Here is a 22,986-nt window from a genome sequence, read left to right on the forward strand (position 1 = left end):
TTATGCTATAATCCCCCCTATTAATTCCATAACTATAAGTACGATTATGATGACTAAAAAATCCTTGATCCAATCTCCAGAAGCCATAGAAAAAATGCGTGTTGCCGGTAAACTGGCCAGCGATTTGCTGGTTATGTTAGACGAACACGTTAAAGTGGGTGTCAGCACCGAAGCATTGAACCGTCTTGCTCATGACTATATCGTTAATGTACAAGACGCTATCCCTGCACCGCTCAACTATAACGGTTTTCCGAAATCAATCTGCACCTCGGTCAACCATGTGGTTTGTCACGGTATTCCGAGCGAAAACAAACTGCTAAAAGATGGCGATATCATCAACATTGATGTGACTGTCATCAAAGATGGCTATTACGGCGATACGTCAAAAATGTGGATTGTCGGCAACGGCTCTATTATGGCCAAGCGCATCTGTAAAGTGGCACAGGATGCACTCTATGCAGGTATGAGTGTTGTCAAAAACGGTGCACGTCTAGGCGATGTGGGTGCCGCAATTCAAGAAGTGGTCGAGCCTGAGCGTTTCAGTATCGTACGTGAGTTCTGTGGACACGGCATCAGTAATGAATTCCATCACGAGCCACAAGTCATGCACTATGGCAAAAAAGGCACAGGCTTTGAGCTAAAAACAGGGATGACGTTCACCATCGAGCCAATGATTAATGAAGGCAAATGGCAGACCAAAATCTTGCCGGATGAATGGACGGCTATTACCAAAGACCGTAAGCTGTCTGCCCAATGGGAGCATACGATGGTCGTGACAGATAATGGTTGTGAGGTGTTTACCACCCGCCCTGAAGAAGATTTAAGCTTTTTGACTCAGTAATATAATAAAAGATCGCCTAGGCGGTCTTTTTTTGGACTATAATCAGGGTGAATTGAGTATTATGCTTATTGATCTTTTATCTTTATACTTTTCATACCCATGCAGTTTTAGCACATCCTGATTTTTATAGTACGCTACATATGATCGGTTCAATATATTTTGATACAAGGAAGCCGAGTGAAAGTACTACAGTTAGTAGACTAAGCGAGACTGACACCGTATCGAATTTATAGTGGATTGACTATAGCACCATAGTTGTCATAGGCTTTCATCTTAACGAGCTATCTCTAAACTCTTAATTGGATAACACTCATGTTTAATTGTGATATCACCTCTATTGACCTAACGCCATTACCGTTGCTGTCAGCTGACATAGCGACCAACACATCACTATCAGATAGCGATAACGCCGAAAAACCACTGCTGGGTATTCCTAAGTGGTTGACTCAAATCAATGAAGACATCAGTCGCGCACTCGAGCGTGGTGTTAATATTCGTCAGTTGGTGACCGTTCGTGCCTGTGCGATAGACGAGTTACTGATTGCTTTGTTTAAGTGGTTTGAGCTGGATAAGACCGACTTGGCATTCTTTGCCACGGGTGGTTACGGTCGCGGCGAGCTGTCGCTCTATTCAGATATCGATATTTTATTATTATCTCCTGATGAGATTGACGCTGAGACCAGTGGGAAAATTGATCGATTGGTTGCATTGTTGTGGGATATCGGACTGGAGCCTGCGCTTTCGGTACGTACCGTCAATGATGCGCTCGAAGCTGCACTTGATCATACTATTGCTAGCGCACAGCTCGAAGCTCGGCTATTGATTGGCAATGAAGCACTACAAGAGATGCCTGTCAAAATTGTCAACGAACAGTGGTCACCGCGTAGTTTCTTTGAGGTAAAAATCGAAGAAGCTAAAGCGCGCCATCTACAGCACAATGCTACCGAATATAACCTTGAGCCAAATATCAAGACCGCTCCTGGCGGCTTGCGCGATATCCATATTATCGGTTGGGTGACTAAGCGTTACTTCCGAGTGGGCAAGCTATATGACTTGGTACAGCAGAACTTTTTGACTGAAAAAGAGTTTGATGAACTGAGTTTTGCAGAAGGTTATTTATGGCAAATACGTCATTACCTGCATGTATTGACAGGTCGGAACGAAAACAAGCTACTATTTGATTATCAGCGTGAGATTGCCCAGCTAATGGGCTATGAGACTCAACCAGACGACGAGCCTAATGCTGCTGTTGAACGCTTTATGCGAGATTATTATCGCTGTGCCATGCAGATATCGACTCTGTCTGAAATGCTCACCAATCATTATTACGAAACGATTATAGAGCCAAAGCTATCAGATGACGAGCGACCTAAAAAGCATCCGATCAATGCACGCTTTAATCAAGTTGGCGATCAAATCTCTATGGCACATCATCGGGTATTTGCTCAGCATCCAGAAGCCATCCTAGAGATGTTTTTATTGATGGGTCAACATAATATTAAAAACGTCCGTACGCATACCCTGCGCGCATTAAAAATCGCCGCACGTGGTATCGATCAGGTCTATCGTGATAATCCTGCTCACCAAGCCCTGTTTTTAGCCAATTTAAAAGAACAGAATTATCTGTTTCACCGTCTACGTACCATGAACCGCTATGGCGTATTAGGGAATTATATCCCTGCTTTTGCCCAAGTGACTGGTCTTATGCAATACGATTTATTCCATCGTTATACGGTTGATGCGCACACGTTGTTTTTGATTCGGATTTTGCACCGTTTCACGGATTCGCGTTTTTATGAAGACTTTCCACTGGTCAGCTCTATCTTTCAGCGTATTGAACGCAAAGAGATATTAGTACTGGCAGCGATGTTCCATGATATCGCCAAAGGTCGCGGCGGCAATCATAGCGAGCTTGGCCAAACCGAATCGATTGAGTTTTGCTTAGCACATGGCATGAGTTTGGCGGATGCCAACTTGGTCGGCTGGCTGACCCGTTATCATCTATTGATGTCGATGACCGCTCAGAAAAAAGATATCTCAGATCCTGAAGTTGTCACGTTATTCTCAGATCTCGTTGGTAATGTCACCCATCTCAACCATCTATATGTGCTCACCGTCGCAGATATGAACGCTACCAATCCACAGTTGTGGAATAGCTGGCGCGCCACGCTCATGAAACAGCTGTACTCACAAACTCGTCGTATTTTGCGCGCAGATATTGATGCCCCAACCAACCGCCAAGATATGATTAGTGCGACACGCACGCAAGCTTTAAATATGCTGGCCAATGTGAATAATCAGCACATGAATCGCGAAGAAGTACTGAGACTATGGGATGACTTGGGCGACGAGTACTTCTTACGAGAGATCGCTGAGGATATTTTATGGCATACCGAAGCTATCTTGAATCATCCACCGATTGGTCTTGCCTCCAACGCTGATAGTCCGCCATTGGTCGTACTGCGTGAGCATAGAGAGCTGGCACTGGATGCTGTGCAAGTCTTTGTTTATACCCAAGATCAGATGAATCTATTTGCCGTCACTATGGCAGTGTTCGATCAAATGAATCTAGATGTCTTAGATGCACGGATTATTACTGCCACGCGTGACTTCGCTTTGGATTCTTATGTACTGCTTGACCCTACTGGCACGTTATTAATCGATGAAGAGAGTCAGCAAGAGCTCAAGCAACGTTTAATCAGCGCCTTTAAAGACCCCACAGTGCTAAAGATCACAAACAAGCGCATTCCGCGTCAGCTCAGAAACTTTGAAGTGACTACGGTTATCAAATTTGAGTTTAACGAGGCCTCAGATCAGCACGTTATGAGCTTAGAGACACTCGATCAGCCAGGATTACTCGCACGAGTTGGGCAAGTATTCTTGCAAGAGAAGATTGAGGTTCACGCGGCTCGCATTACCACTTTGGGTGAGCGTGCAGAAGATATGTTTTATATCAGTGATCAGAACGATGAGCCTCTATCTGCTGACAGACTAGAAGCCTTAAAATTAGCATTGATTGCCAGTCTTAGTGTGCAGAAAGACTGCCCGCTTTATTAAATCAAATGTGGTGCAGTAGGTACGTCAAAAAAGCCCTATAGAAAAGCAGAAAGCATGCCATTGATAGAATTATCGATGGCATGCTTTTTTATATCTAACTGTATTTATATCCGACTACATTGATATCTAATAGCGAAGCGGTTTCTTATAAAGTGCTTTTGTATATCATCTCGCTAGCGTGCTCATTGAGCTCATCATCAGCAAGATCTGGTGGCAAAATCTCTGCTTCGATATGCTTTTGCGTCAGTATTAAACGCCCAGCATCGACCTCTCTTTTTAGCAAACAATGTAAGCTTGCTAAATGAAAACTTTTGTCAAAATACTCATACATCTCTCTTAGCGAAAGAGGGGCATGGGCATGCACATCTGGATAGAGACTGTCCTCTGCTAAAATAATCATTTCATTCATAGCTTCTTCACGTAGCAACTCGTCTTTGTCGATCTTGCATTGCAAAGTATTCGCCATTTGACCTTTGGCTGCCAACATAACCAAAAATATGATTGTCTGTAAGGTAAACAGAGCAACATATTGCCATAAGGGCAGCATGATACCCAGCAACTTGCTAAGTAACATCAGCAGCATTGCCACGATGACATAGCTGACCAATTGCCATAAGAACCACATCATCAGACTGTTTTCACCGTACCAAAACATTTTTCTTTCTTTACGGTTAATCAGTTGCTGACGCGATTGCCACCAGCTGTGCTCGCGTTGCTTGAGTCGCTCGTACAATTTGGTACGTGGCAGGCTACCATTAGAGTTTTCATCATTGATATCTTTAGCGTCAAGACTATCGGGTTTTGCAACACTAGGCATATCAAATTATCCTTACCATGATCTATCATTAGGACTGATAGAGATTTTTGTATTGTTATAAGTTATCAATTGATAAGATTTTCTGAGCATTTTTCAGCACGTTACCTCTGTGTCTATTTCATCGTTTATGCTCCAATAGCTTGGCAGTCTGAGCATGAAAAGAAGAAAAAGACAAAAAACAAGAGAAGTGCTACACTGCTTAAATGTAAATTTTCTTTATAACTTTATTATTAATTGTCTATTATAGTTACCCTACCTATGAATCACAACTTAACGTACCTGCATCCTTACCCTTTCGCAAAAATGGCTACCCTACTGGCCGATAGCACCCCAGCCCATAACTACAGTGAAATCAAACTGGGTATTGGTGAACCAAAGCATGAGCCACCCGCTTTTGTACTGGACGTACTACGCGAAAATTTGGACAAAATAAGCCGTTACCCAACGACCAATGGCCTGTTTGAGCTACGCCAAACCATTGCACATTGGTTAGAGAAGCGGTTTTTCTTAAATCATGTCGATGCTAATACACAAGTATTGCCAGTGATGGGAACACGCGAGGCTATTTTTAGTTTGGTACAAGCGGTCGTCGATCACAAAGTCATCGATACTGGCAATCATTCGCTGTCTGTATCTGGTCAACCTCCTACCGTGGTCATGCCCAACCCCTTTTATCAAATATATGAGGGTGCGGCCATATTGGCACAAGCAACGCCTTACTTTGTCCCTTGCACACTAGATAATGACTTTAAAGGGGATTATCGCGCAGTACCAAAAGAAGTTTGGGCACGCACGCAGCTTCTGTTTGTCTGTAGTCCGAATAATCCGACAGGCTCAGTCATGACGATGGATGATTGGGAGTACCTCATTCGCCTATCCGATCAGTACGATTTTATCATTGCTAGTGACGAATGCTATAGCGAGCTGTATTTTGATACAGCGCCGATTGGACTGTTGCAAGCCTGCGCGACACTCGGTCGTCATAAATTTAAGAACTGTATCGTCTTTCATTCTTTATCCAAACGCTCAAACCTGCCTGGTTTACGCTCAGGATTTGTGGCGGGTGATGCCAATATATTGCAGGCGTATCTGCAATATCGCACCTATCAAGGCTGTGCCATGCCGATACCGCACCAGCTCGCCTCTATCGCTGCTTGGCAAGATGAAAAGCATGTGGCGCACAATCGCGCACTCTATCAGGAAAAATTTGCCTTATGGATGTCGGAGCTTGGTGACCTATTAGAGTTGCGGATGCCTGAGGCTGGATTTTACTTTTGGATAAAAGCGCCTAAGCAGTTCAATGGTAATGACGAGCTGTTTGTCAAAGCGCTGTATGAGCAAGCCAATATTCATGCTTTAGCAGGTCGCTATCTATCACGTGAGGTGAATGGTAAAAACCCTGGGCAAGGTTATGTGCGTATTGCTCTGGTCGCTAGTGTCGATGAGAGCCGTGAAGCAATAAGCCGTATTCGAAAACTACTTGGCGCATAGGATGCATAAGCAGTGCTTTGCACGCATTAATCTTCAAGAACAACACCAACCTCTAATAGCCACAATATAAATGTGGTTATTAGAGGTTTTTTGCTGCAATAGTGCTATAGTAAAGTATCTTTTACCTAGGGCGTGTCCTCACTCTGAACAATAAACTTTAAATGGTAACACGCCCAATATGCCATCAAGGATGATGCCATGGCCCATCTTGATTTTACCCAGCCGCCCTTTGATGTATTAAGTATGGCTGAACGTCAAAGTATTAGAAAAAACACCCAAATCCGCTATCTTGCCAAAAGCGAAAGTTTACTAGCAGAAGAGCTGCAATGTCTGTATGTGGTCATCAAAGGACAAATTGAACAGTCACTCGACGGTGAGTTCGTCGGCTCCTATTTGGGCAGCAACCATTCTGATCATCTCAATAATAACGACTGGTTCGACAGTCGTCGTCTGCCCGAGTTATCGGCAAACGGCAATCCTAATATCGAAGCCGTACAGACATATCAATTTACAGCGACCGAAGACACTTTGCTGCTACAAGTTGCTGGTAGCGCAGTCGACAAAATCAGCGCACAAAATCATCTAGTACGCCAAATGCTATCTGACAAACTTCCTGAACGGTTAAAAGCCTTACAGCAGAGACGCAATCACAAAGTAACCAATCCTAACGCCTATAACGATCAGCAAGAAGTTCAGCAAATCATGCTGCAACCAGTGATAGATGTCAGTTTATTGCCCGTACATATTGTGGATGCCAGTAACAGCCTGTATGACGCCGCCTGCATCATGACTCAGGTAGGGCTAAAACACGTACTGGTACGACCATCAAATTCTTTAGAAAACACTGAAGATAAGCATCATGGCACAGGGCATCTATTGGGGATTTTAACCGATACCGATATTTGCCGCGCGGTGAGTGAGCAGCAGAACCCTGCCACGACTACCTGCCAGCGTTATGCTAACTTTAATCTGCGTACCATCAACGCCACTGATGAAATTGGTGACGCACTATTGACCATGACTCGCTATCGTATCCATAGATTGCCAGTGATTGATCAGAATGGTGACGTGGCAGGAGTACTCGGACAGAGCGATATGCTCGCTCATATTGGTCATCATTCACAACTCATTAGTATTCAAATCGAACAGGCAAAGGATCTATCAAGCCTAGATACTGCAGTCGAGCTTATCGGTCGTTATATTCGTGTGCAACATCAAAATGGCGTCAAAATCGGCAACATCAGTCGCATGGTACAGACGCTCAACGCGCAAGTATTTACCAAGCTCTGGCAACTCATCGTGCCTGATGAAGTCATGGCAAACACCTGCCTCATCGTCATGGGATCAGAGGGTCGTGGTGAGCAAATCATGCGTACTGACCAAGATAATGCGCTCATCATGCGTGATGGTTACACCCATGATAATCTGGCACAGTTTGCTGATACTTTTAATAGCCATTTGGCGACGTTAGGTTATCCCTTGTGCGACGGCAATATCATGATGACCAACCCCATGTGGCGACAGCCGCTAAAAGCGTTTAATGCGCAAATCAGTTTATGGTTTAAAAACACCGATCCGATGCATGGTATTTATTTGTCCGCTATCCTCGATGGTGAATATGTTTGCGGTGACGAGTCGTTATTGACTCAAGTACGTCAACATCTAAAAGTGGCTCATCGACAGTCAGACCCTATGTTTGTACGCCAGTTCGCACGCGCCGCGCTACAGTTCGGTGATGTGAATCAGTGGTGGCAAAAATTTGTTCCACTACTAGGTGGCAAATCAGACTCGCACGATATCGACCTAAAAAAAGCCGGTATCTTTCCACTGGTTCATGGTATTCGTACCTTGGCGCTAGAAAATGACATTTTAGAAGTCCCCAGTACCAAAAATCGCCTAAAGGCTTTAGTAAAAACCCAAGCATTGACCCAAGAGCGTGCAGACAACTTGTTAGAGGCTTTGGAATTCTTTATGGCACAGCGTTTATCAGTTGCTCTGTCTACCGATGACAGACACGCACGCCAAGTAAATCCAACGACGCTGACGGCACTTGAGCGTGACTTGTTAAAAGAGTGTCTGTCCGTGGTCAAAAGCTTTAAGACACAGCTACGCCAACACTATCAATTAGAAATAGCATAAACAAATGAGCACGCATATGAGTTGGCTAAAACAGTTGTCTTGCACTTGGCAAAAGACGCAATTACAGCGTCCAGAGTTGGCCTCGATGTTTACCCAACCGGTGGCTGAGCAGTGGGTGGCGATTGACTGTGAGATGACAGGACTCAATCACAAAAAGCATCATGTACTGTCTGTCGCAGCGATTCATATCAATGGCAATACTATTGATACGGGCAATGGCATGCACTTGGTCTGTAGACCACCGGTGATGCCTGACCGCGATACCATTGTCATTCACGGCTTGCGTACCGCTGATGTCGAGCATGGTATGAGCTATGATGAAATGCTGGCGCTGCTGCTACCATTTATAGATAACAGGCCTATTATTGGGTTTTGTACTCAACTAGATACTGGGTTTTTGAATCCTTTGGTCAAGCGCTATATGGGTACCACGCTACCAAACGAAATCATCGATGTGCGCAATTTATACAGTCGTCGTATGAGTGGTCACACCCAAGGCCTCTCTGGCCAATCGCAGCATTTGACCAATATATTAGCGCATTATAATATTCCTGATCTGGGCGCTCACGATGCTTATAACGATGCCATTATGACGGCAATGGCTTTTTTGCACATGCGTTAATATCATTTGTAGATAACAAAATCGAGCTTTTAACAAGCCTCTCAACCTACGCGAAAACAGCAACTCATGTTAGTATAGTCGGCTTTTACCACCGACTAAAAGATGCTCATGCGACCTACTTCCAAACGCTCTCGTTCTCATGCCCTTGTTGCCAAACTTTCACCGATTTTTCACCATCTACGACCGTTTAGTCAGGTGAGTAAACACTTAGTCGTACTGGCATTAGTCGCAACGCCGCTATATGCACAGGCAGCATTACCAGCAGCCATTCAAGCGGCACTATCACGAGCTGATTTAACGGAAGCTGATATTAGCATTATCATTACGCCAGTCGGTGATAAAAATGCCAGTCACCTGCCTGCTCCTATTCAAGTCATTGACAGCCAGTCGGATAGCTCTTCTGAGAGTACTTCGCAACCAGCGCTAATGACTAATGCAACTTCTGACACCAATAACAGTGGCCAGAAAACAACGCAGAGTGACACTCGCGATGAAAAAAACCATTTAGTGCAACCAAGCACATTGGTTACGATTGAACAGCGCACGATTAAAAAGCGTGAGCAAGCACTGCATGCTTATACGGATGACCCTTACACTTACCAAAGTTTAGAAAGTATCCCAACCGTACTGGGTGACTCATCCAAAACAACAGTCATTGACGATCATAATAGTCAAGAAAATGGCAATACTGATAGCAAAATGGGCACACCGTCTATAAAGATGTCATTTTCACCACTACTGAGTCATCAACCCGATGTTGCTCGTACGCCTGCCAGTACCATGAAACTCGTTCCCAGTTTTATCGCTTTAGATACTCTGGGGGCTGGCTTCGTCTGGCATACACGTGTCTACCATACTGGCCTTGTCATCGGTGATCGTCTACACGGTGACTTGGTTATACAAGGCAGTGGCGATCCAAAAATGACCCATGAGCGTTTGGCTCAATTGCTCTATAAAGTACAATCATCTGGCATTCATCACATCGACGGAGATATCATCATCGACAGCGCTGTCTTTAAAAATATCACTAAAGACCCCGCCGCTTTTGACAACTCACCACTGCGTCCTTATAACGCCAGCCCCGATGGTTTTTTGGTTAACTTCAGTACTATCGGTATCAAAAGCTACCCATTAGACAATGGTCAAGCCAGCCTGACTTATACGCCGCAATTAGCAAACTATCAATTACCCACTACCATCAATACTCGATCAGCGAGCTGTGGACAAGCAAGCTATAGCCTCTCGCCGCAGTGGCAAACCAAACAACTGCTATTAAATGCCGACTTGCCAAGCAGCTGCGGCGAGCATGTTTTTTATGTTGCGTATCCTGATGCCAAAGACTTTGCTGCACGTATCATCGCCGAAAAATGGCAGGCGCTAGGCAATACACTCAGTGGTGATGTCATCACACAAGAAGTCCCTTATGCGGGGACAAAGTCTCTAAAATCAACACACGGTCTCACAGCATTGTCTATGTCACCGCTGCCTATTGTCAGCTATCCATCCTTGAATCTCACTCAGCAAATTTATGATATTAACCACTTCTCCAATAATGTCATGGCTGAACAAGTGGCTCTGTCGATAGGGGCTTATGGCAATGCCAAGGGCGTTAAAACTCATGACGAAACGCCTGTAAATACACATAATAACGCAAGTAGCTTATACCAATTTGGTAAACCTGCTACTACTGACTATCCAGCAGCCCTACAGAGCATCAATCAATGGTGGCAAACCAATCTCAGCACGCCACCGCCTCATCTCACCAACGGCTCAGGACTCTGCCGCGACTGCACCATCACCGCGGCCAATCTAAGCGAGCTATTAACATACGCTTATGATAGTCCAAGCTTCGATGCTTACATCAACTCACTAGGTGTGGCAGGTGTCAGCGGCACCATCACCGCGCATGGCGAACGCTTGCCCGAATCAGCAGCCATTGGCCGTGCATGGATAAAAACGGGTACTCTAAACAACGTGACCTCGATGGCAGGTTATGTCAAAGGACTGTCAGGGCAGGATTATGTCGTCGTGGGACTTATCAATAGTGAGCAATCTCTAAACACTTATACCGCTAGACCAGTATTAGATGCGATGCTCGATTGGACCGCTGAGCATTGATTACTTTTATCAAAAATACTTTTTAATGAATAATTGATAATATATTAACTTCAACCTTATGTTTTTACCCTTATAAAGGTCAGATTATGCCACGCAAGATAACCAATCTTAGCAAGCCTAGCCCTCAGTCGAATCGTGATGGGCTAACGAAAAATCATGGATTGGCTCAACCCAAACTGGCGCAGTATATTGGTTTTTTTGCAGTTGGTTATACACTTGCCAGCGCAGTGTTTATGATGATTCAAACCCAGCTTACCTTGAACTCACAACTGGTCACGGTGCTGTCTATCATTATTGGTGCTTACATCGCAGTCAGTAAATTCGTCAAGCATCAGCAGCGAGCATTGAATAGAAGTGAAATTAATCGCATCATGTTGAGCGGGGTTGCTGTTATCTGGCTAGTAACTGCGCTTTACTTCGTCGCCATATGGTTTTGGTTATTTGATACAGTGAGCCGTGAAGTCTTAGTCGATATGGCGATGCAAAAACCTTTGCCACTGCTCTCAGCACTCGTCATGATATTGGTACTCACATTGGTCAGTGCTCGAATCAGTCTTTGGGTGCTCAACAGCCTACTTGACCCCAAACGCAAAACTCGATAGGCAACTGGCAAGCAAAGGAAACTATAAGTAGCGAAAACCGTCTCATTTATTGAGCTGTATCGCCTATAAAATATTGCGTTAACGTTAATGGGTAAAATTTTGGATAATGACTTATTTTGGACAATAACCTACTTTGAATAGGAGCACGCATCATGGAAATGTTCTTTTTTGACAACATAGACAAGCTTGGACGTATCGTCTTAACGACCGTTATGATTTACGTATTCATCGTGCTGATTACCAAAATCTCTGGCAAACGCTCCACATCACAGCTCAACAACTTTGATTGGGTCGTTACCGTGATGATTGGCTCATTAGGTGCCAGTACTATTTTGCTAAAAGACATTCCTTTTGTCGAAGGGGCCTCATCGATTTTAGTGCTTTATGTGTTGCAGTTTTTGGTCACCAAATATGCATCTATTTCAACGCCCTTTAGCAGTTTTATTTTGTCTGAGCCACGTATCGTCTTTTATCAAGGACAGTTTTTGCCAGATGCAATGCGAGATGAACGGCTGACCCGTCAAGAAATCGAATGTGCGATGCGCTCTGAAGGCATGAACAGTTTTGATGATATTGAAGCCATTGTCTTTGAGTCTGATGCCCAGCTTACTATTATTCCAAAGCCAAGCACGACTGATGCGAGCAAGGATAACCCAAACACAGACTCGACTGTCTCAGATACTATTGCACCGCTAATGTAAAATATATAGTCGGTGAACTACTAAACCGCTACAGCGTTACCCTCCTTAGATGTACTACTTGTACAATCTGCAGTCGGCTGCCTTGTACCCATTTTAGAGTTCTTTGACTATAGAGCATCACACTTTTCGTTTTATCAATTATTGAAATGGTAACTACTATGAAGGTAAGAATTTTGACCGTCGGTAATAAAATGCCCAAATGGGTACAGATGGGTTTTGATGAATATTTTAAACGTATCCAACCCATGCTCAGCACAGAAATTGTTGAGCTGGCTGCGGCAAAACGCGCAAAAAACCCTTCGGATGCCAATTTAGCACAGTACCGTGAGCAGGAAGGCCAGGCAATATTGTCCGCTCATAACACGTCAGGTCGTGAGCAATTATGGGTATTGGATGTCAAAGGTAAGATGATTTCGACAGAAGGATTGGCTGATAAACTGGCTGATGGCATGCAGCGAGGCGATGATATCGCTCTAGTCATCGGCGGCGCAGATGGTGTCTCGCCAGAAGTCTTAGCCAAAGCCGATGTAAAGCTATCACTATCAGCGCTGACATTACCGCACCCGTTGGTACGTGTTGTGCTCATGGAACAGTTGTATCGAGCGATGAGTATCAATAATAATCACCCTTACCACCGTGGAAACTAGATAGATTAGACATGTAAAAAACGACCACGACATTTTAATTAAACCACTCAAAACATCAATCGTAGAACGGATTGAAAAACTGGTGTACGCCCTAATACATAGAACATGAAATATCCAAAAACTGCGACATCTGACGCCTCTCGTCCAAGCCATCAACACGACGATTCCTATCCTAATTCGCCAACGCCTATCACTGCGGCTGGTGTTTGGGCAGATGCACCTGAGGTAGCCCCCAATGCTACTAAATTTGCGAAGCTACCAGCGGTATTTATCTCGCATGGAGCGCCCACGCTTGCTATCGAGCAATCATCTACGACCAGCGCGCTAGCACGTATCGGGCAAAACTTACCAAAGCCACGTGCCATCCTTATTATGTCTGCGCATTGGCAGTCATCCAAGCTTGAAATCAGTAGCAATCCACAACCGAAGACTTGGCACGACTTTTCAGGGTTTTCGCCTGAGTTGTACGAGCTACAATATCCAGCAGCTGGTCATCCCACACTTGCGGAATCACTCGCACAACAGCTCACCGCACGCGGTATTACTTGTAGCGTCAATCCTGTACGTGCGTCTGATCATGGCGTGTGGGCACCTCTCAGACATCTGTACCCAGAGGCAGACATACCTATCGTACAACTATCTTTACCGCGGCATTATGACAGTGTCGCCTGTTATCAATTGGGCGCACAACTAGCACGACTGCGCCATGAGCAAATACTTATTATTGGGTCAGGTAACATCACACATAACCTGAGCGCCATGCGCTGGCAATCTGACAGTATCGATCAAGCGGCCAAAGACTTTAAGCTATGGCTACTACAGCAGCTTAAGATAGACATACCCACTGCTCTCGACTGGCAGCAATACCCTAATTATAAAAACATTCATCCGAGTGACGAGCATTTGCTACCGCTATTCTTTGCACTAGGCACCGGTCAGCGCGTCTCAGTCGTCCATCAAAGCATGGCACATCATAGTTTGGGTATGGATATTTATCGCTTTGATTAACATGTACTAGGCCGTGTCCTCATCATAGCGCTACTGTTCAAAAGCAGCTTTCGTAAACAATCCAGCACGCTCAAACTCACCTGCCACACTAAACAGCGTGGCTTCATCGTTCATACGCCCAATCAACTGCATACCAATCGGCAAGCCTTTTTTGCTCATTCCGAGTGGCAACGACATAGCAGGTAGGCCTGTGACATTGCCTAATAACGTAAAGGCCATTTTGCCTAGTATTGGTTGGCTCAGTTTTTCAATCATGCCAGAGCGAAAAGCATACTTACCCATATCAAAGCCTTTATTGAGAAACTCTGCACTACGCATTAGCATTTCATCCGTGCGGCTGGGTGGCAATACTCCATGCTTGACCGCAGGTGTGGGTACGGTCGGGCACAAAATCATATCGTAGGTTTCAAGCAATAAGCCAGTCTGATATTGGCTATGATGCCAGCCATGTTTGGCATGAGCCAAATCAACTGCTGATAGTGAGCAACCTAGTAGTGCCATATTATAAGTTTGCGGCTCTAGATTCTGGATATGTTCGATACCAAAATCACGCTCGATATTGTCAATGGTAAATGCGGTATGAGCACAAACCACCACCATAAAATCATGCCAAAATTGTTCAATATCAATATTAGGTTCGGCAGGTACTACTCGGTGACCCATGGCTTCTAGTTGCTTGGCGGTTTGCTCGAGGACCGCCAGTACTTCTTTGTCCACCACAGTATTAGCAATCAACGGCTTCTGATGTAAAGCAATGGTTAATTGTCTTGGCGCGCGCATGGCGGCTTGTAAAAAAGTACCCTGTGGTGGCGCGATGACATACGGAGCACCGATTTCTACACCGCTTGTCGCATCGAGCATAGCAGCGCTATCACGTACGCTACGTGTAATCACATGGTCAGCGACTGCTCCCTCCCAACCCTCTCCAAATGACGGGCCCATTGGGTTACGACCACGGCTAGGTTTGAGTCCAAACGCGCCGCACCACGCAGCGGGAAAACGTATCGAGCCACCGCCATCACCTGCGCCTGCCATCGGTACGATACCACTCGCAACTGCTGCTGCACTGCCGCCAGATGAGCCACCAGAGCTATAGCACTTCTTAAATGGATTATGAGTCGCGCCATGAGCTTTGGGTTCAGTCGTGATAATCAAACCAAACTCAGGCGTATTCGTTTTACCAAAGGTATTAACGCCAGTGGCTTTCATCCGTTTGACGATTTCGCTGTCTTTTTCTGAGATAATATGGACGCTACGACTACCCATCGTGATGGGTTCATCAGCGAAACTAAACGATAAATCTTTTAATAGATAAGGCACACCATTAAATACACCAGAGGGCAATCCTGCCTGCGCCGCACGATACGCACGTTCATCAAAACGGTGGATAATGGCATTTAATTTGGGATTGAGTGTGTTTGCTTGGTGAACTGCTGCATCTAACAACTCCTTGGCGCTGACCTCACCTGCATTGACCAATGCAGCTAATGCGAGACCATCGTACTGGGTGTACTCTTTAAACATAACTGACCTTCCTTGGAGAGTAATTGAATGGAAAATTATTAAAATTAACAAATATTTATCGATAAATAACTGTCAGTTTAGTATAAAAAACCACTACTTATGATTGATAAATGGACTCATTAGTCACTTAGGTACTGAATTGCCTGTTATCCATGCATGAATTTAATCTTAGATAATTACAGTGTGTTTAATGACAATATTTCAGTATTATATTCCTAAGCACTTAATTACTCACTAAAAAACATACTTAGGCTTACCCAATAAAAAAGGCGAGCCACTTTCGTGACTCGCCTTCTTATATCATCAAATCTAAGCGCTACATTAACAGCTCACGCTTGCCGCTTTTACCCATCGAGCTGACCAGTCCAGCGTCCTCCATCGAGTCGACAATACGTGCTGCACGGTTATAGCCAATACTAAATTTACGTTGGATGCTAGAAGCTGACACTTTGCGTGTTTCCATAATAAAGGCAACTGCATCATTGTATAAGTCATCATCTTCACCAGAGGCGTTGCTTGAGCTACCACCACCGCCTGGACTAGATAATTCAAAATTCCCTGCCATGTTATCAATATAGTCGGGTGCACCGCGCTCACGCCAAGCGTCACAAACACGGTTGACTTCTTCATCACTGACATACGCACCATGCACACGATCAGGCTCAATTTGCCCAGGCCCTAAGAACAACATATCACCATTGCCTAGCATATCCTCAGCACCACCACTATCCAAGATAGTCCGCGAATCGACTTTTGAGTTCACGCGCAATGCCGCACGTACTGGGATGTTGGCTTTGATCAAACCAGTGATGACATCTACCGATGGACGCTGAGTGGCTAACATCAAATGAATACCGGCTGCCCGCGATTTTTGTGCCAAGCGTGTGATGAGTTCTTCAGCTTGTTTTCCGACCTGCATAATCATATCGGCAAACTCATCCGCAACGATGACAATCATTGGCAAAGTTTTGAGCTTAGGCGCTTGGCTAATGCTCACGCTATCATTCGGTCGCCACAATGGGTCAAGCATTGGATTGCCTGACTGTTCGGCAGCCCGCACTTTTTTATTGAATTCATCAAGCTTACGAACTTTCAGTAAGCTCATCAGCTGATAACGGCGTTCCATCTCTGCCACACACCATGACAAGGCACTGGCAGCTTCCGTCATATCTGTCACAACAGGCGTTAATAGATGCGGAATATCATTGTAGTTGGCAAGCTCAAGCTGCTTGGGATCAATAAGAATCAGACGCAGCTCATTAGGCGTATATTTGAGTAGCATCGACAGTAGCATTGAGTTAACCAGAACCGATTTACCAGAACCTGTCGTACCAGCGACCAACATATGCGGCGCACGTGCAAGGTCAGTAATAATAGGTTTACCGCCAATATCTTTACCCATCGCCATGCTAATTTGCGCTTTTGGGTCTTTAAACTTTTCAGTATTTAGCAGCTCTATCAGACGTACCATTTCACGCTTTGGATTTGGTACTTCAATACCAATATATGGCTTACCCGGTATTACCTCAACCACACGCAGAGACGCCATAGACAGCGAGCGTGCTAAGTCACGCGAAATGCCCGTTACCTTGCTAGCCTTTACACCTGCCGCCAGCTCGACCTCAAAACGTGTCACGACTGGCCCCGGAATCGCATTGACAACCGATGCTTTTACATTGAATTCTTGTAGTTTGATTTCTAACAATTCTGATAGCTCAACCAGTTTTTCTTCGGTATAACTCGGTTGGCGATTTGGGTCTGGATTGTCTAAAATCGACATCTCAGGAATAGGCGACAAACTACTACGATAAGCCGCCGTTTGCATTGAGCGTGACTTTGTACTAAACGCTGCATCATCGCTAATATGGGGCATAACAGGAGCAGCGTCATCAGCGCTCGTATCATCTGGCATCATATCAGCAATATGGTTACTAGAATCTCCTTCAGGTATGTCAAAACTCACATTGGATTTAGGGGCAACAACTGGCTCAGCGACAACAGTTGGTGGTAATGTTGGATTGGCAGGTGGTGTATTGGTCGGCGTCATATCGGCCATTTCTGACATTGGCTCAATAGCTTCTGCTGCCAGTTGAATAGCTGACTTTGCAATCGCAGCCGACGATGCAGCACTATTCAATATCTCAGTTTCATTACTAAACGATTTATCAGCAGACGGACTCGAATCACGAGCAGCTGAAGAAACAGGTATATTCGAAGGCTTATTATCAGAAAGCTTGCTATTAGGAGGCTGTATATTAACAGCATCGCCACTGGTCAAATCTGGCGCAGGCTCTACGACTGCTTCTCGTACTGGCTGCTCCGCGACACTGCCTGATTTAGACGTTGCTATAGACGCTTCAGTAGTAGGTACTGAAATATCTGCATGCTCTGCTAGCCAAGCATCTGCCAATGTATCAATATTATCTACTGGTACATCAAGCCCAGAATCTGCCGTATCTTGGTAAGCTGTCTCACTATACTCCAACTCATCAGTTGGTAACTGAACATCAGCTATTTCTGCGCTTGATACAGTCGGAGCAGATGGCACCGCTGATTCTAGCGACTCAGTATTGGTATGACTAAATTCAGTATGATTAGGTACTGGTGCAGTAGCATCTGAACCATGACCGTTATTAGTATTGGTGTTATAAGCTAATTGCTCACTGGCCAATAAATCATCAACGGTATTTGCATCGTTCCAAGCAAAGCTCGGCTCTACTTTACGGATAGGCGTCATTACAGAGCTTGACGTCGGCGATGTATTAGCATGATTGACTGTATCATCAATTGTACCGCTAGGTGCCGCTGTTGCCGCCTGTAGCTGTTGGCTATTTTCATTATTAGACATGGCATTTGAATTAGACATAGCCGCTTGCGTTGCTGCTGCCATCGACGCTTTTACGCTATCAGCAAGCCCTGATGTTGACAAAAAGTCCGACAAAACATTGCTGAAACGACCACTATTCTCTACTGCTTTTACACTATCTTCAGAGTGTAGCTCAAGCGGTAACTGCTGCTGTTCTGAGATTTCTTTAGCTGTTTTATTCGTTGCTATACGTTCATCGTTTTGCTCTGAGATAATACCTTCTTGAGCAGAGATATCATCATGCGCCATGCCTTTGTCTTTGACCCCTGAACCAAGCCATGACAACGCTGTCACTTTTTGATAAATCGCAAGCCAATGAATATTAAAGGCAAAAGTCGCCGTGATAATAACGAAAACCGTTAAGAAAAGCACACTCCCCCACTGCGATAAAAGCTGAGCCAGTCGAGACTGTAGCTCCAACCCTATGATACCGCCAGCAACCCCTTCTAGCCTTGTCGCTGTTGGATCCGTTACGTGCTGGACCAACGCAACCAATTGTGCAAATAAAGCACTGGCACTCAATAATAAAAACACATAAGCAATCAAACGCATCAGCCAAAATGTTGGCTTGTTGTCCCACCAGATAAGGATAGACTCATACACCAAAAATGCTAACAGCCACCATGCACCAAAACCAAAGAAGCTATAGAGCAAGTCCGATAACCAAGCACCCGATGCGCCACCCACATTATTAATCGTGGTCATATCACTACTGATATGCGACCAGCTAGGGTCGTTACCTGTATACGTCATCAAGATGACAAAGAGATAAACGGCCAGTATTAACCCAAGGAGGGTAAATATTCCCTTTTTTAAATACTCAATAAGCGGTGCTGATATCACGTAAGATCTGCCTTGTTATTAATACTAAATGGTCGTCAACGCATGACTAAGCTTAATCATGCTGACATAAAGTGCTGACATAGAGATACTGATATAGAAGTGCGGATATAAATATCTCTGGCAAAGCATTTAGAACGCATTGTCTGTCATAAAGACGAGTCATGACAGCCTTCTTTCTGCGCTCCAATACACTTGGCATAACTTCTTATAATAACAAATACATAGGTACAGTGGCGACAGTCTTCTAAAGAAAGAGTGCAAGAAAGTTAGCTAATATGCGATTTAGATAAAAAACCCTACTTTTAGCAATATAGCTCACAGAATAAGGCTAACAATCTTATATAGACCTTATAAAATAGTCGTCATTTATGGCAACAATACTTCAAGGTTTATATGCTTTAATTCTAATGATATCCATGTTGATTTTAGCAAACTTGCACTTTGCCCGCCGTGCCCTTATGTTATTATCACACAGCAATGAGAAAAACCATATTAGTCGTCATTTTGAAAAAATTTACTATATTAGACTTCTTGCATAAGTCATCGCTAGCCCTCGTGACTCCGTCAGTGAAAATCAATGAACTGGTACTTTTGCAAAAGATCTATTAATCACTCCTATTTTTAACTTTTTATATTTAGCAAGGAATTACCCATGGCAACTGAAAATACAGCGCCACGTCACGAAAAACTCATCATCCTAGGCTCAGGTCCTGCTGGTTATTCTGCTGCCGTTTATGCCGCACGCGCCAACCTAAAGCCTGTCATGGTCACTGGTATGGAAGTGGGCGGACAGCTAACCACCACCACCGAAGTCGATAACTGGCCGGGCGATGCTCATGACTTAACAGGCCCTGCATTGATGGAACGCATGAAAGCCCACGCAGAACGCTTCGGTACCGAACTGGTCTATGACCATATCAACGAAGTAAACTTGAATGAGCGCCCTTTCCAATTAACGGGTAATAATGGCAGCTACACTTGCGATGCCCTAATCATCTCAACAGGTGCCTCTGCCCAGTATCTAGGACTAGAGTCAGAAACCAAATTCAGAGGCCTTGGCGTTTCAGCTTGTGCCACTTGTGATGGTTTCTTCTATAAGAACCAAAAAGTCGCTGTCATCGGTGGTGGTAATACGGCTGTCGAAGAAGCTCTCTATCTATCAAACATTGCTTCTGAAGTAACCTTAGTCCATCGCCGTGATAGCTTACGCTCTGAGAAAATCCTACAAGACAAACTGTTTGAAAAAGCCAAAAATGGTAATGTCAAAATCGAGTGGAATCACAGTGTTGAAGAAGTGGTTGGTGATGACATGGGCGTCAATGGCGTTGTTATCAAATCAACCATTGATGGCAGCACCAAGCAACTAGATGTATTTGGCATGTTTGTGGCAATCGGTCATAAGCCTAATACGGACTTGTTCAAAGGTCAGCTAGATATGAAAGATGGCTATCTTACTGTCCAAAGCGGCTTAGTAGGTAATGCCACGCAAACCAGTATCGAAGGGGTGTTTGCAGCAGGCGATGTCGCCGATCATGTCTATCGTCAAGCCATCACATCTGCTGGCACTGGCTGTATGGCAGCACTTGATGCTGAAAAATACTTGGATGCATTGGGAGAGACCGTTGCTCGTGATCATACTTACGACTCAACACTAACTGCAGATAAAGAAGCCTAAATGGGCAACTTTACTCAACAGAACGATCAACACATCACGCCTGAGACCTTAAAAAGTCTTGGGCGTTATGACTTTCCTGATCCTATTTCTATCGACCCTGACGGCATTGGCATCGTCGCTATGGGTGGCGATTTGGCACCAGAAACCCTCATCTCTGCTTATGCACAAGGACTGTTCCCTTGGTTTAATGAAGATGAGCCGATCGCTTGGTGGTGCCCTGAACCACGATGTGTAATAGTGCCAACAGACTATCAGCCAAGCAAGTCACTACGCAAACAAGCGAATCGTGCCCGTTGGCAACTGACCCTTAATCAAGCGTTTGATGACGTCATACATGCCTGTAGCTTACCACGCAGCGACGGCCTTAATGACAATCAGCCTGAAGGAGAGCATACTTGGATTCATGATGAAATGATTGAAGCCTACACCAAATTACATGCGCAAGGGTTTGCACATAGTGTGGAAGTTTGGGATGATAAAGGGCAATTGGTCGGCGGGCTTTATGGGTTAAAAATAGGCAATATCTATTTTGGTGAGTCGATGTTTCACTGCGCTTCCAATGCCTCAAAGTTAGCTTTTTGGGGTCTAATGCGCTTATGTGAACAAAGCCATGTAGCGTTGGTCGACTGTCAATTACCGAACGATCATCTTATGAGCTTAGGCGCAACGACCTTACCACGCGTGAAGTTCCTTACTCAGTTAGATTCATTAATAGCTGGCAATGCCGTCACATGGCATGGTGACTCGCACAAACCGTTGCCAGTATCGCAACTGAATAACGAAGAACCTTGGCAGCTCAATTTATAATGAGCATTATGGCTATTAACAAGCACTTAACTATAGACCTATGAGACCATTATGGCATCTGATAAATCGTTTTTGTTAATTGGGGCGCTAGCAAAAAAAGCCAATACTACTAAGGATACCGTGCGCCATTATGACCAATTGGGTTTGCTAAAATCACGTAAGCGTCAAGCAGGATCGCGATTGTATACTGAGTTTCATCCAGAATGTGTCGAACGCATCGAGCTAATCAAGAGTGCTCAAACGGTAGGCTTCACTCTCAACGAAATGAAAGATAGCTTCAATGATTTTTATGCTGGGAAAATTAGCCTCGATGAACAATTAAGTTTTAATCAAAAAAAGCTGGATCAAGTTCAAAAACAGCAAGCCAATACTAGCATCATGATTGAGCTCTTGAGCGAACGAATTAAAGAGCTTAAAGCTATGCAGGCAAACAGCGACTAAAATTATCGTATAAAATCTGATGAACAAATATCTTAAAACAATAAAGCCAATTCAACTCATATGTCACTACCGATAAACATACTGCATTATTAAAGCATCGACTGCTGGCTTATGTGGCTGTTGATAATAGCCTTTGCGTTTATGGATCACCACAAACTCTTGTCTTTCATATAGTGCTATCGCAGGAGCGTTATCTGCACGCACTTCTAATAACAGATTGCCCACCTGATTGTCCTTTAATACTACGTTCAACCTAGCAAAAAGCTGCGACGCAATACCTTGGCGTTGATAATCAGGGCGTGTGCCAATGCGCAGGATTTCTGCTTGTTCAAACATCACTTGGTATAAGCAGTAACCAACCACTTCATTAGTCTCCGTACTCATAGCAACCATTAAATCTATACTATCTTGTTCGAGCAAATCATTCAGAGCCTGTTCAGTCCATGGCTCTTGTAACTGGACAACACTCTCGATCGTCGCAACTGCTTGGACAAACGTTACACGTTCTTCTGCTTTAGACCCTAGTGTCTTTATATTAAAAATCTGCACTTTTTATCTCTTTTCTTGAAATACATTTTATATTATCGCCGATTATAGCTACATCCCCATAACTTTTCTTTACTTATAAACCCCCATAAAAAAAGCCGTTCTCAATAAAGAGAACGGCTTTTGACTAACAAGTTAAATACTAGGATCAGTATTAAACGTTAACGTTAGCAACAACACCAGCGCCTACAGTACGGCCGCCTTCACGAATAGCGAAGCGAAGACCTTTGTCCATAGCGAT

At 44.4% G+C, this 22,986-nt stretch carries 17 protein-coding genes and 1 pseudogene; 13 read left to right on the forward strand and 5 right to left on the reverse strand.

Features of this window, described 5'->3' with window-relative positions; all coding sequences use genetic code 11:
- The first annotated feature begins 49 nt into the window (after positions 1–49).
- Together map and glnD are read left to right on the forward strand one after the other, a co-directional pair.
- On the forward strand, positions 50–841 hold the full coding sequence (gene map, locus I6E83_RS12860) for a type I methionyl aminopeptidase (protein ID WP_406947678.1): 792 nt from the start codon (positions 50–52) through the stop codon (positions 839–841).
- A gap of 312 nt (positions 842–1,153) precedes the next feature.
- On the forward strand, positions 1,154–3,898 hold the full coding sequence (gene glnD / locus I6E83_RS12865) for a [protein-PII] uridylyltransferase (protein ID WP_197102381.1): 2,745 nt from the start codon (positions 1,154–1,156) through the stop codon (positions 3,896–3,898).
- A gap of 145 nt (positions 3,899–4,043) precedes the next feature.
- On the opposite strand, the gene I6E83_RS12870 is transcribed toward glnD, so the two are convergent.
- Positions 4,044–4,715 carry a hypothetical protein gene (locus I6E83_RS12870; RefSeq protein ID WP_197102382.1) on the reverse strand — a complete coding sequence of 224 codons (672 nt, stop codon included), beginning with the start codon at positions 4,713–4,715 and terminating at the stop codon, positions 4,044–4,046.
- Positions 4,716–4,973: 258 nt separating this feature from the next.
- Here I6E83_RS12870 and dapC point away from each other — a divergent pair, with 258 nt between their 5' ends.
- From dapC to I6E83_RS12910, 8 genes are all read left to right on the forward strand, one after another.
- On the forward strand, positions 4,974–6,206 hold the full coding sequence (gene dapC, locus I6E83_RS12875; protein ID WP_197102383.1) for a succinyldiaminopimelate transaminase: 1,233 nt from the start codon (positions 4,974–4,976) through the stop codon (positions 6,204–6,206).
- Positions 6,207–6,404: 198 nt separating this feature from the next.
- The gene (locus I6E83_RS12880) at positions 6,405–8,345 is read left to right on the forward strand and encodes a DUF294 nucleotidyltransferase-like domain-containing protein (protein WP_197102390.1); all 1,941 of its coding nucleotides are present in this window, start codon (positions 6,405–6,407) and stop codon (positions 8,343–8,345) included.
- Positions 8,346–8,361: 16 nt separating this feature from the next.
- Positions 8,362–8,967, forward strand: a complete 606-nt coding sequence (locus I6E83_RS12885; RefSeq protein ID WP_197102392.1) for a 3'-5' exonuclease — start codon at positions 8,362–8,364, stop codon at positions 8,965–8,967.
- 108 nt (positions 8,968–9,075) lie between these two features.
- Positions 9,076–11,085 (forward strand): D-alanyl-D-alanine carboxypeptidase/D-alanyl-D-alanine-endopeptidase, encoded by a 2,010-nt coding sequence (locus I6E83_RS12890; protein WP_227680947.1) that lies wholly within the window; start codon positions 9,076–9,078, stop codon positions 11,083–11,085.
- Between the two features lie 86 nt (positions 11,086–11,171).
- Positions 11,172–11,687, forward strand: a complete 516-nt coding sequence (locus I6E83_RS12895; protein WP_197102396.1) for an ABZJ_00895 family protein — start codon at positions 11,172–11,174, stop codon at positions 11,685–11,687.
- Positions 11,688–11,839: 152 nt separating this feature from the next.
- Entirely contained in the window at positions 11,840–12,388 is a 549-nt protein-coding gene (locus I6E83_RS12900) for a DUF421 domain-containing protein (RefSeq protein WP_197102398.1), read from the forward strand.
- A gap of 158 nt (positions 12,389–12,546) precedes the next feature.
- Positions 12,547–13,035, forward strand: coding sequence for a 23S rRNA (pseudouridine(1915)-N(3))-methyltransferase RlmH (rlmH, locus tag I6E83_RS12905; protein ID WP_197102400.1), 489 nt, complete (start codon positions 12,547–12,549; stop codon positions 13,033–13,035).
- A 105-nt stretch (positions 13,036–13,140) separates the two neighbouring features.
- Positions 13,141–14,043, forward strand: a complete 903-nt coding sequence (locus I6E83_RS12910; RefSeq protein ID WP_197102402.1) for a DODA-type extradiol aromatic ring-opening family dioxygenase — start codon at positions 13,141–13,143, stop codon at positions 14,041–14,043.
- Between the two features lie 30 nt (positions 14,044–14,073).
- Here I6E83_RS12910 and I6E83_RS12915 read toward each other — a convergent pair whose 3' ends face one another.
- Both I6E83_RS12915 and I6E83_RS14935 read right to left on the reverse strand, forming a co-directional pair.
- On the reverse strand, positions 14,074–15,567 hold the full coding sequence (locus I6E83_RS12915) for an amidase (RefSeq protein ID WP_197102404.1): 1,494 nt from the start codon (positions 15,565–15,567) through the stop codon (positions 14,074–14,076).
- Between the two features lie 316 nt (positions 15,568–15,883).
- On the reverse strand, positions 15,884–19,276 hold the full coding sequence (locus tag I6E83_RS14935) for a DNA translocase FtsK (protein WP_197102414.1): 3,393 nt from the start codon (positions 19,274–19,276) through the stop codon (positions 15,884–15,886).
- Between the two features lie 652 nt (positions 19,277–19,928).
- Here I6E83_RS14935 and trxB point away from each other — a divergent pair.
- From trxB to I6E83_RS12935, 3 genes are read left to right on the forward strand one after another with little or no spacing between them, the layout of a single operon-like run.
- Entirely contained in the window at positions 19,929–20,951 is a 1,023-nt protein-coding gene (gene trxB, locus I6E83_RS12925) for a thioredoxin-disulfide reductase (protein WP_197102416.1), read from the forward strand.
- Positions 20,952–21,758: a leucyl/phenylalanyl-tRNA--protein transferase gene (gene aat / locus I6E83_RS12930; RefSeq protein WP_197102418.1), complete on the forward strand. Its 807-nt coding sequence runs from the start codon at positions 20,952–20,954 to the stop codon at positions 21,756–21,758. It begins immediately after the preceding gene.
- Between the two features lie 51 nt (positions 21,759–21,809).
- The gene (locus tag I6E83_RS12935; RefSeq protein ID WP_197102420.1) at positions 21,810–22,199 is read left to right on the forward strand and encodes a MerR family transcriptional regulator; all 390 of its coding nucleotides are present in this window, start codon (positions 21,810–21,812) and stop codon (positions 22,197–22,199) included.
- A 66-nt stretch (positions 22,200–22,265) separates the two neighbouring features.
- Here the strand turns inward: I6E83_RS12935 and rimI are convergent, their stop codons facing one another.
- Together rimI and I6E83_RS12945 are read right to left on the reverse strand one after the other, a co-directional pair.
- Positions 22,266–22,748: a ribosomal protein S18-alanine N-acetyltransferase gene (rimI, locus tag I6E83_RS12940; RefSeq protein ID WP_227686712.1), complete on the reverse strand. Its 483-nt coding sequence runs from the start codon at positions 22,746–22,748 to the stop codon at positions 22,266–22,268.
- A 151-nt stretch (positions 22,749–22,899) separates the two neighbouring features.
- A pseudogene (locus tag I6E83_RS12945) lies at positions 22,900–22,986 on the reverse strand (elongation factor Tu); the annotation flags it as partial.

Source organism: Psychrobacter sp. SZ93C1, assembly GCF_015864635.1.
Lineage (GTDB): Bacteria > Pseudomonadota > Gammaproteobacteria > Pseudomonadales > Moraxellaceae > Psychrobacter > Psychrobacter fozii.

Coding starts and splice junctions, on each gene's coding strand:
- map (WP_406947678.1), top strand. CDS start 50: ATGACTAAAAAATCCTTGATCCAATCTCCAGAAGCCATAGAAAAAATG.
- glnD (WP_197102381.1), top strand. CDS start 1,154: ATGTTTAATTGTGATATCACCTCTATTGACCTAACGCCATTACCGTTG.
- I6E83_RS12870 (WP_197102382.1), bottom strand. CDS start 4,715: ATGCCTAGTGTTGCAAAACCCGATAGTCTTGACGCTAAAGATATCAAT.
- dapC (WP_197102383.1), top strand. CDS start 4,974: ATGAATCACAACTTAACGTACCTGCATCCTTACCCTTTCGCAAAAATG.
- I6E83_RS12880 (WP_197102390.1), top strand. CDS start 6,405: ATGGCCCATCTTGATTTTACCCAGCCGCCCTTTGATGTATTAAGTATG.
- I6E83_RS12885 (WP_197102392.1), top strand. CDS start 8,362: ATGAGTTGGCTAAAACAGTTGTCTTGCACTTGGCAAAAGACGCAATTA.
- I6E83_RS12890 (WP_227680947.1), top strand. CDS start 9,076: ATGCGACCTACTTCCAAACGCTCTCGTTCTCATGCCCTTGTTGCCAAA.
- I6E83_RS12895 (WP_197102396.1), top strand. CDS start 11,172: ATGCCACGCAAGATAACCAATCTTAGCAAGCCTAGCCCTCAGTCGAAT.
- I6E83_RS12900 (WP_197102398.1), top strand. CDS start 11,840: ATGGAAATGTTCTTTTTTGACAACATAGACAAGCTTGGACGTATCGTC.
- rlmH (WP_197102400.1), top strand. CDS start 12,547: ATGAAGGTAAGAATTTTGACCGTCGGTAATAAAATGCCCAAATGGGTA.
- I6E83_RS12910 (WP_197102402.1), top strand. CDS start 13,141: ATGAAATATCCAAAAACTGCGACATCTGACGCCTCTCGTCCAAGCCAT.
- I6E83_RS12915 (WP_197102404.1), bottom strand. CDS start 15,567: ATGTTTAAAGAGTACACCCAGTACGATGGTCTCGCATTAGCTGCATTG.
- trxB (WP_197102416.1), top strand. CDS start 19,929: ATGGCAACTGAAAATACAGCGCCACGTCACGAAAAACTCATCATCCTA.
- aat (WP_197102418.1), top strand. CDS start 20,952: ATGGGCAACTTTACTCAACAGAACGATCAACACATCACGCCTGAGACC.
- I6E83_RS12935 (WP_197102420.1), top strand. CDS start 21,810: ATGGCATCTGATAAATCGTTTTTGTTAATTGGGGCGCTAGCAAAAAAA.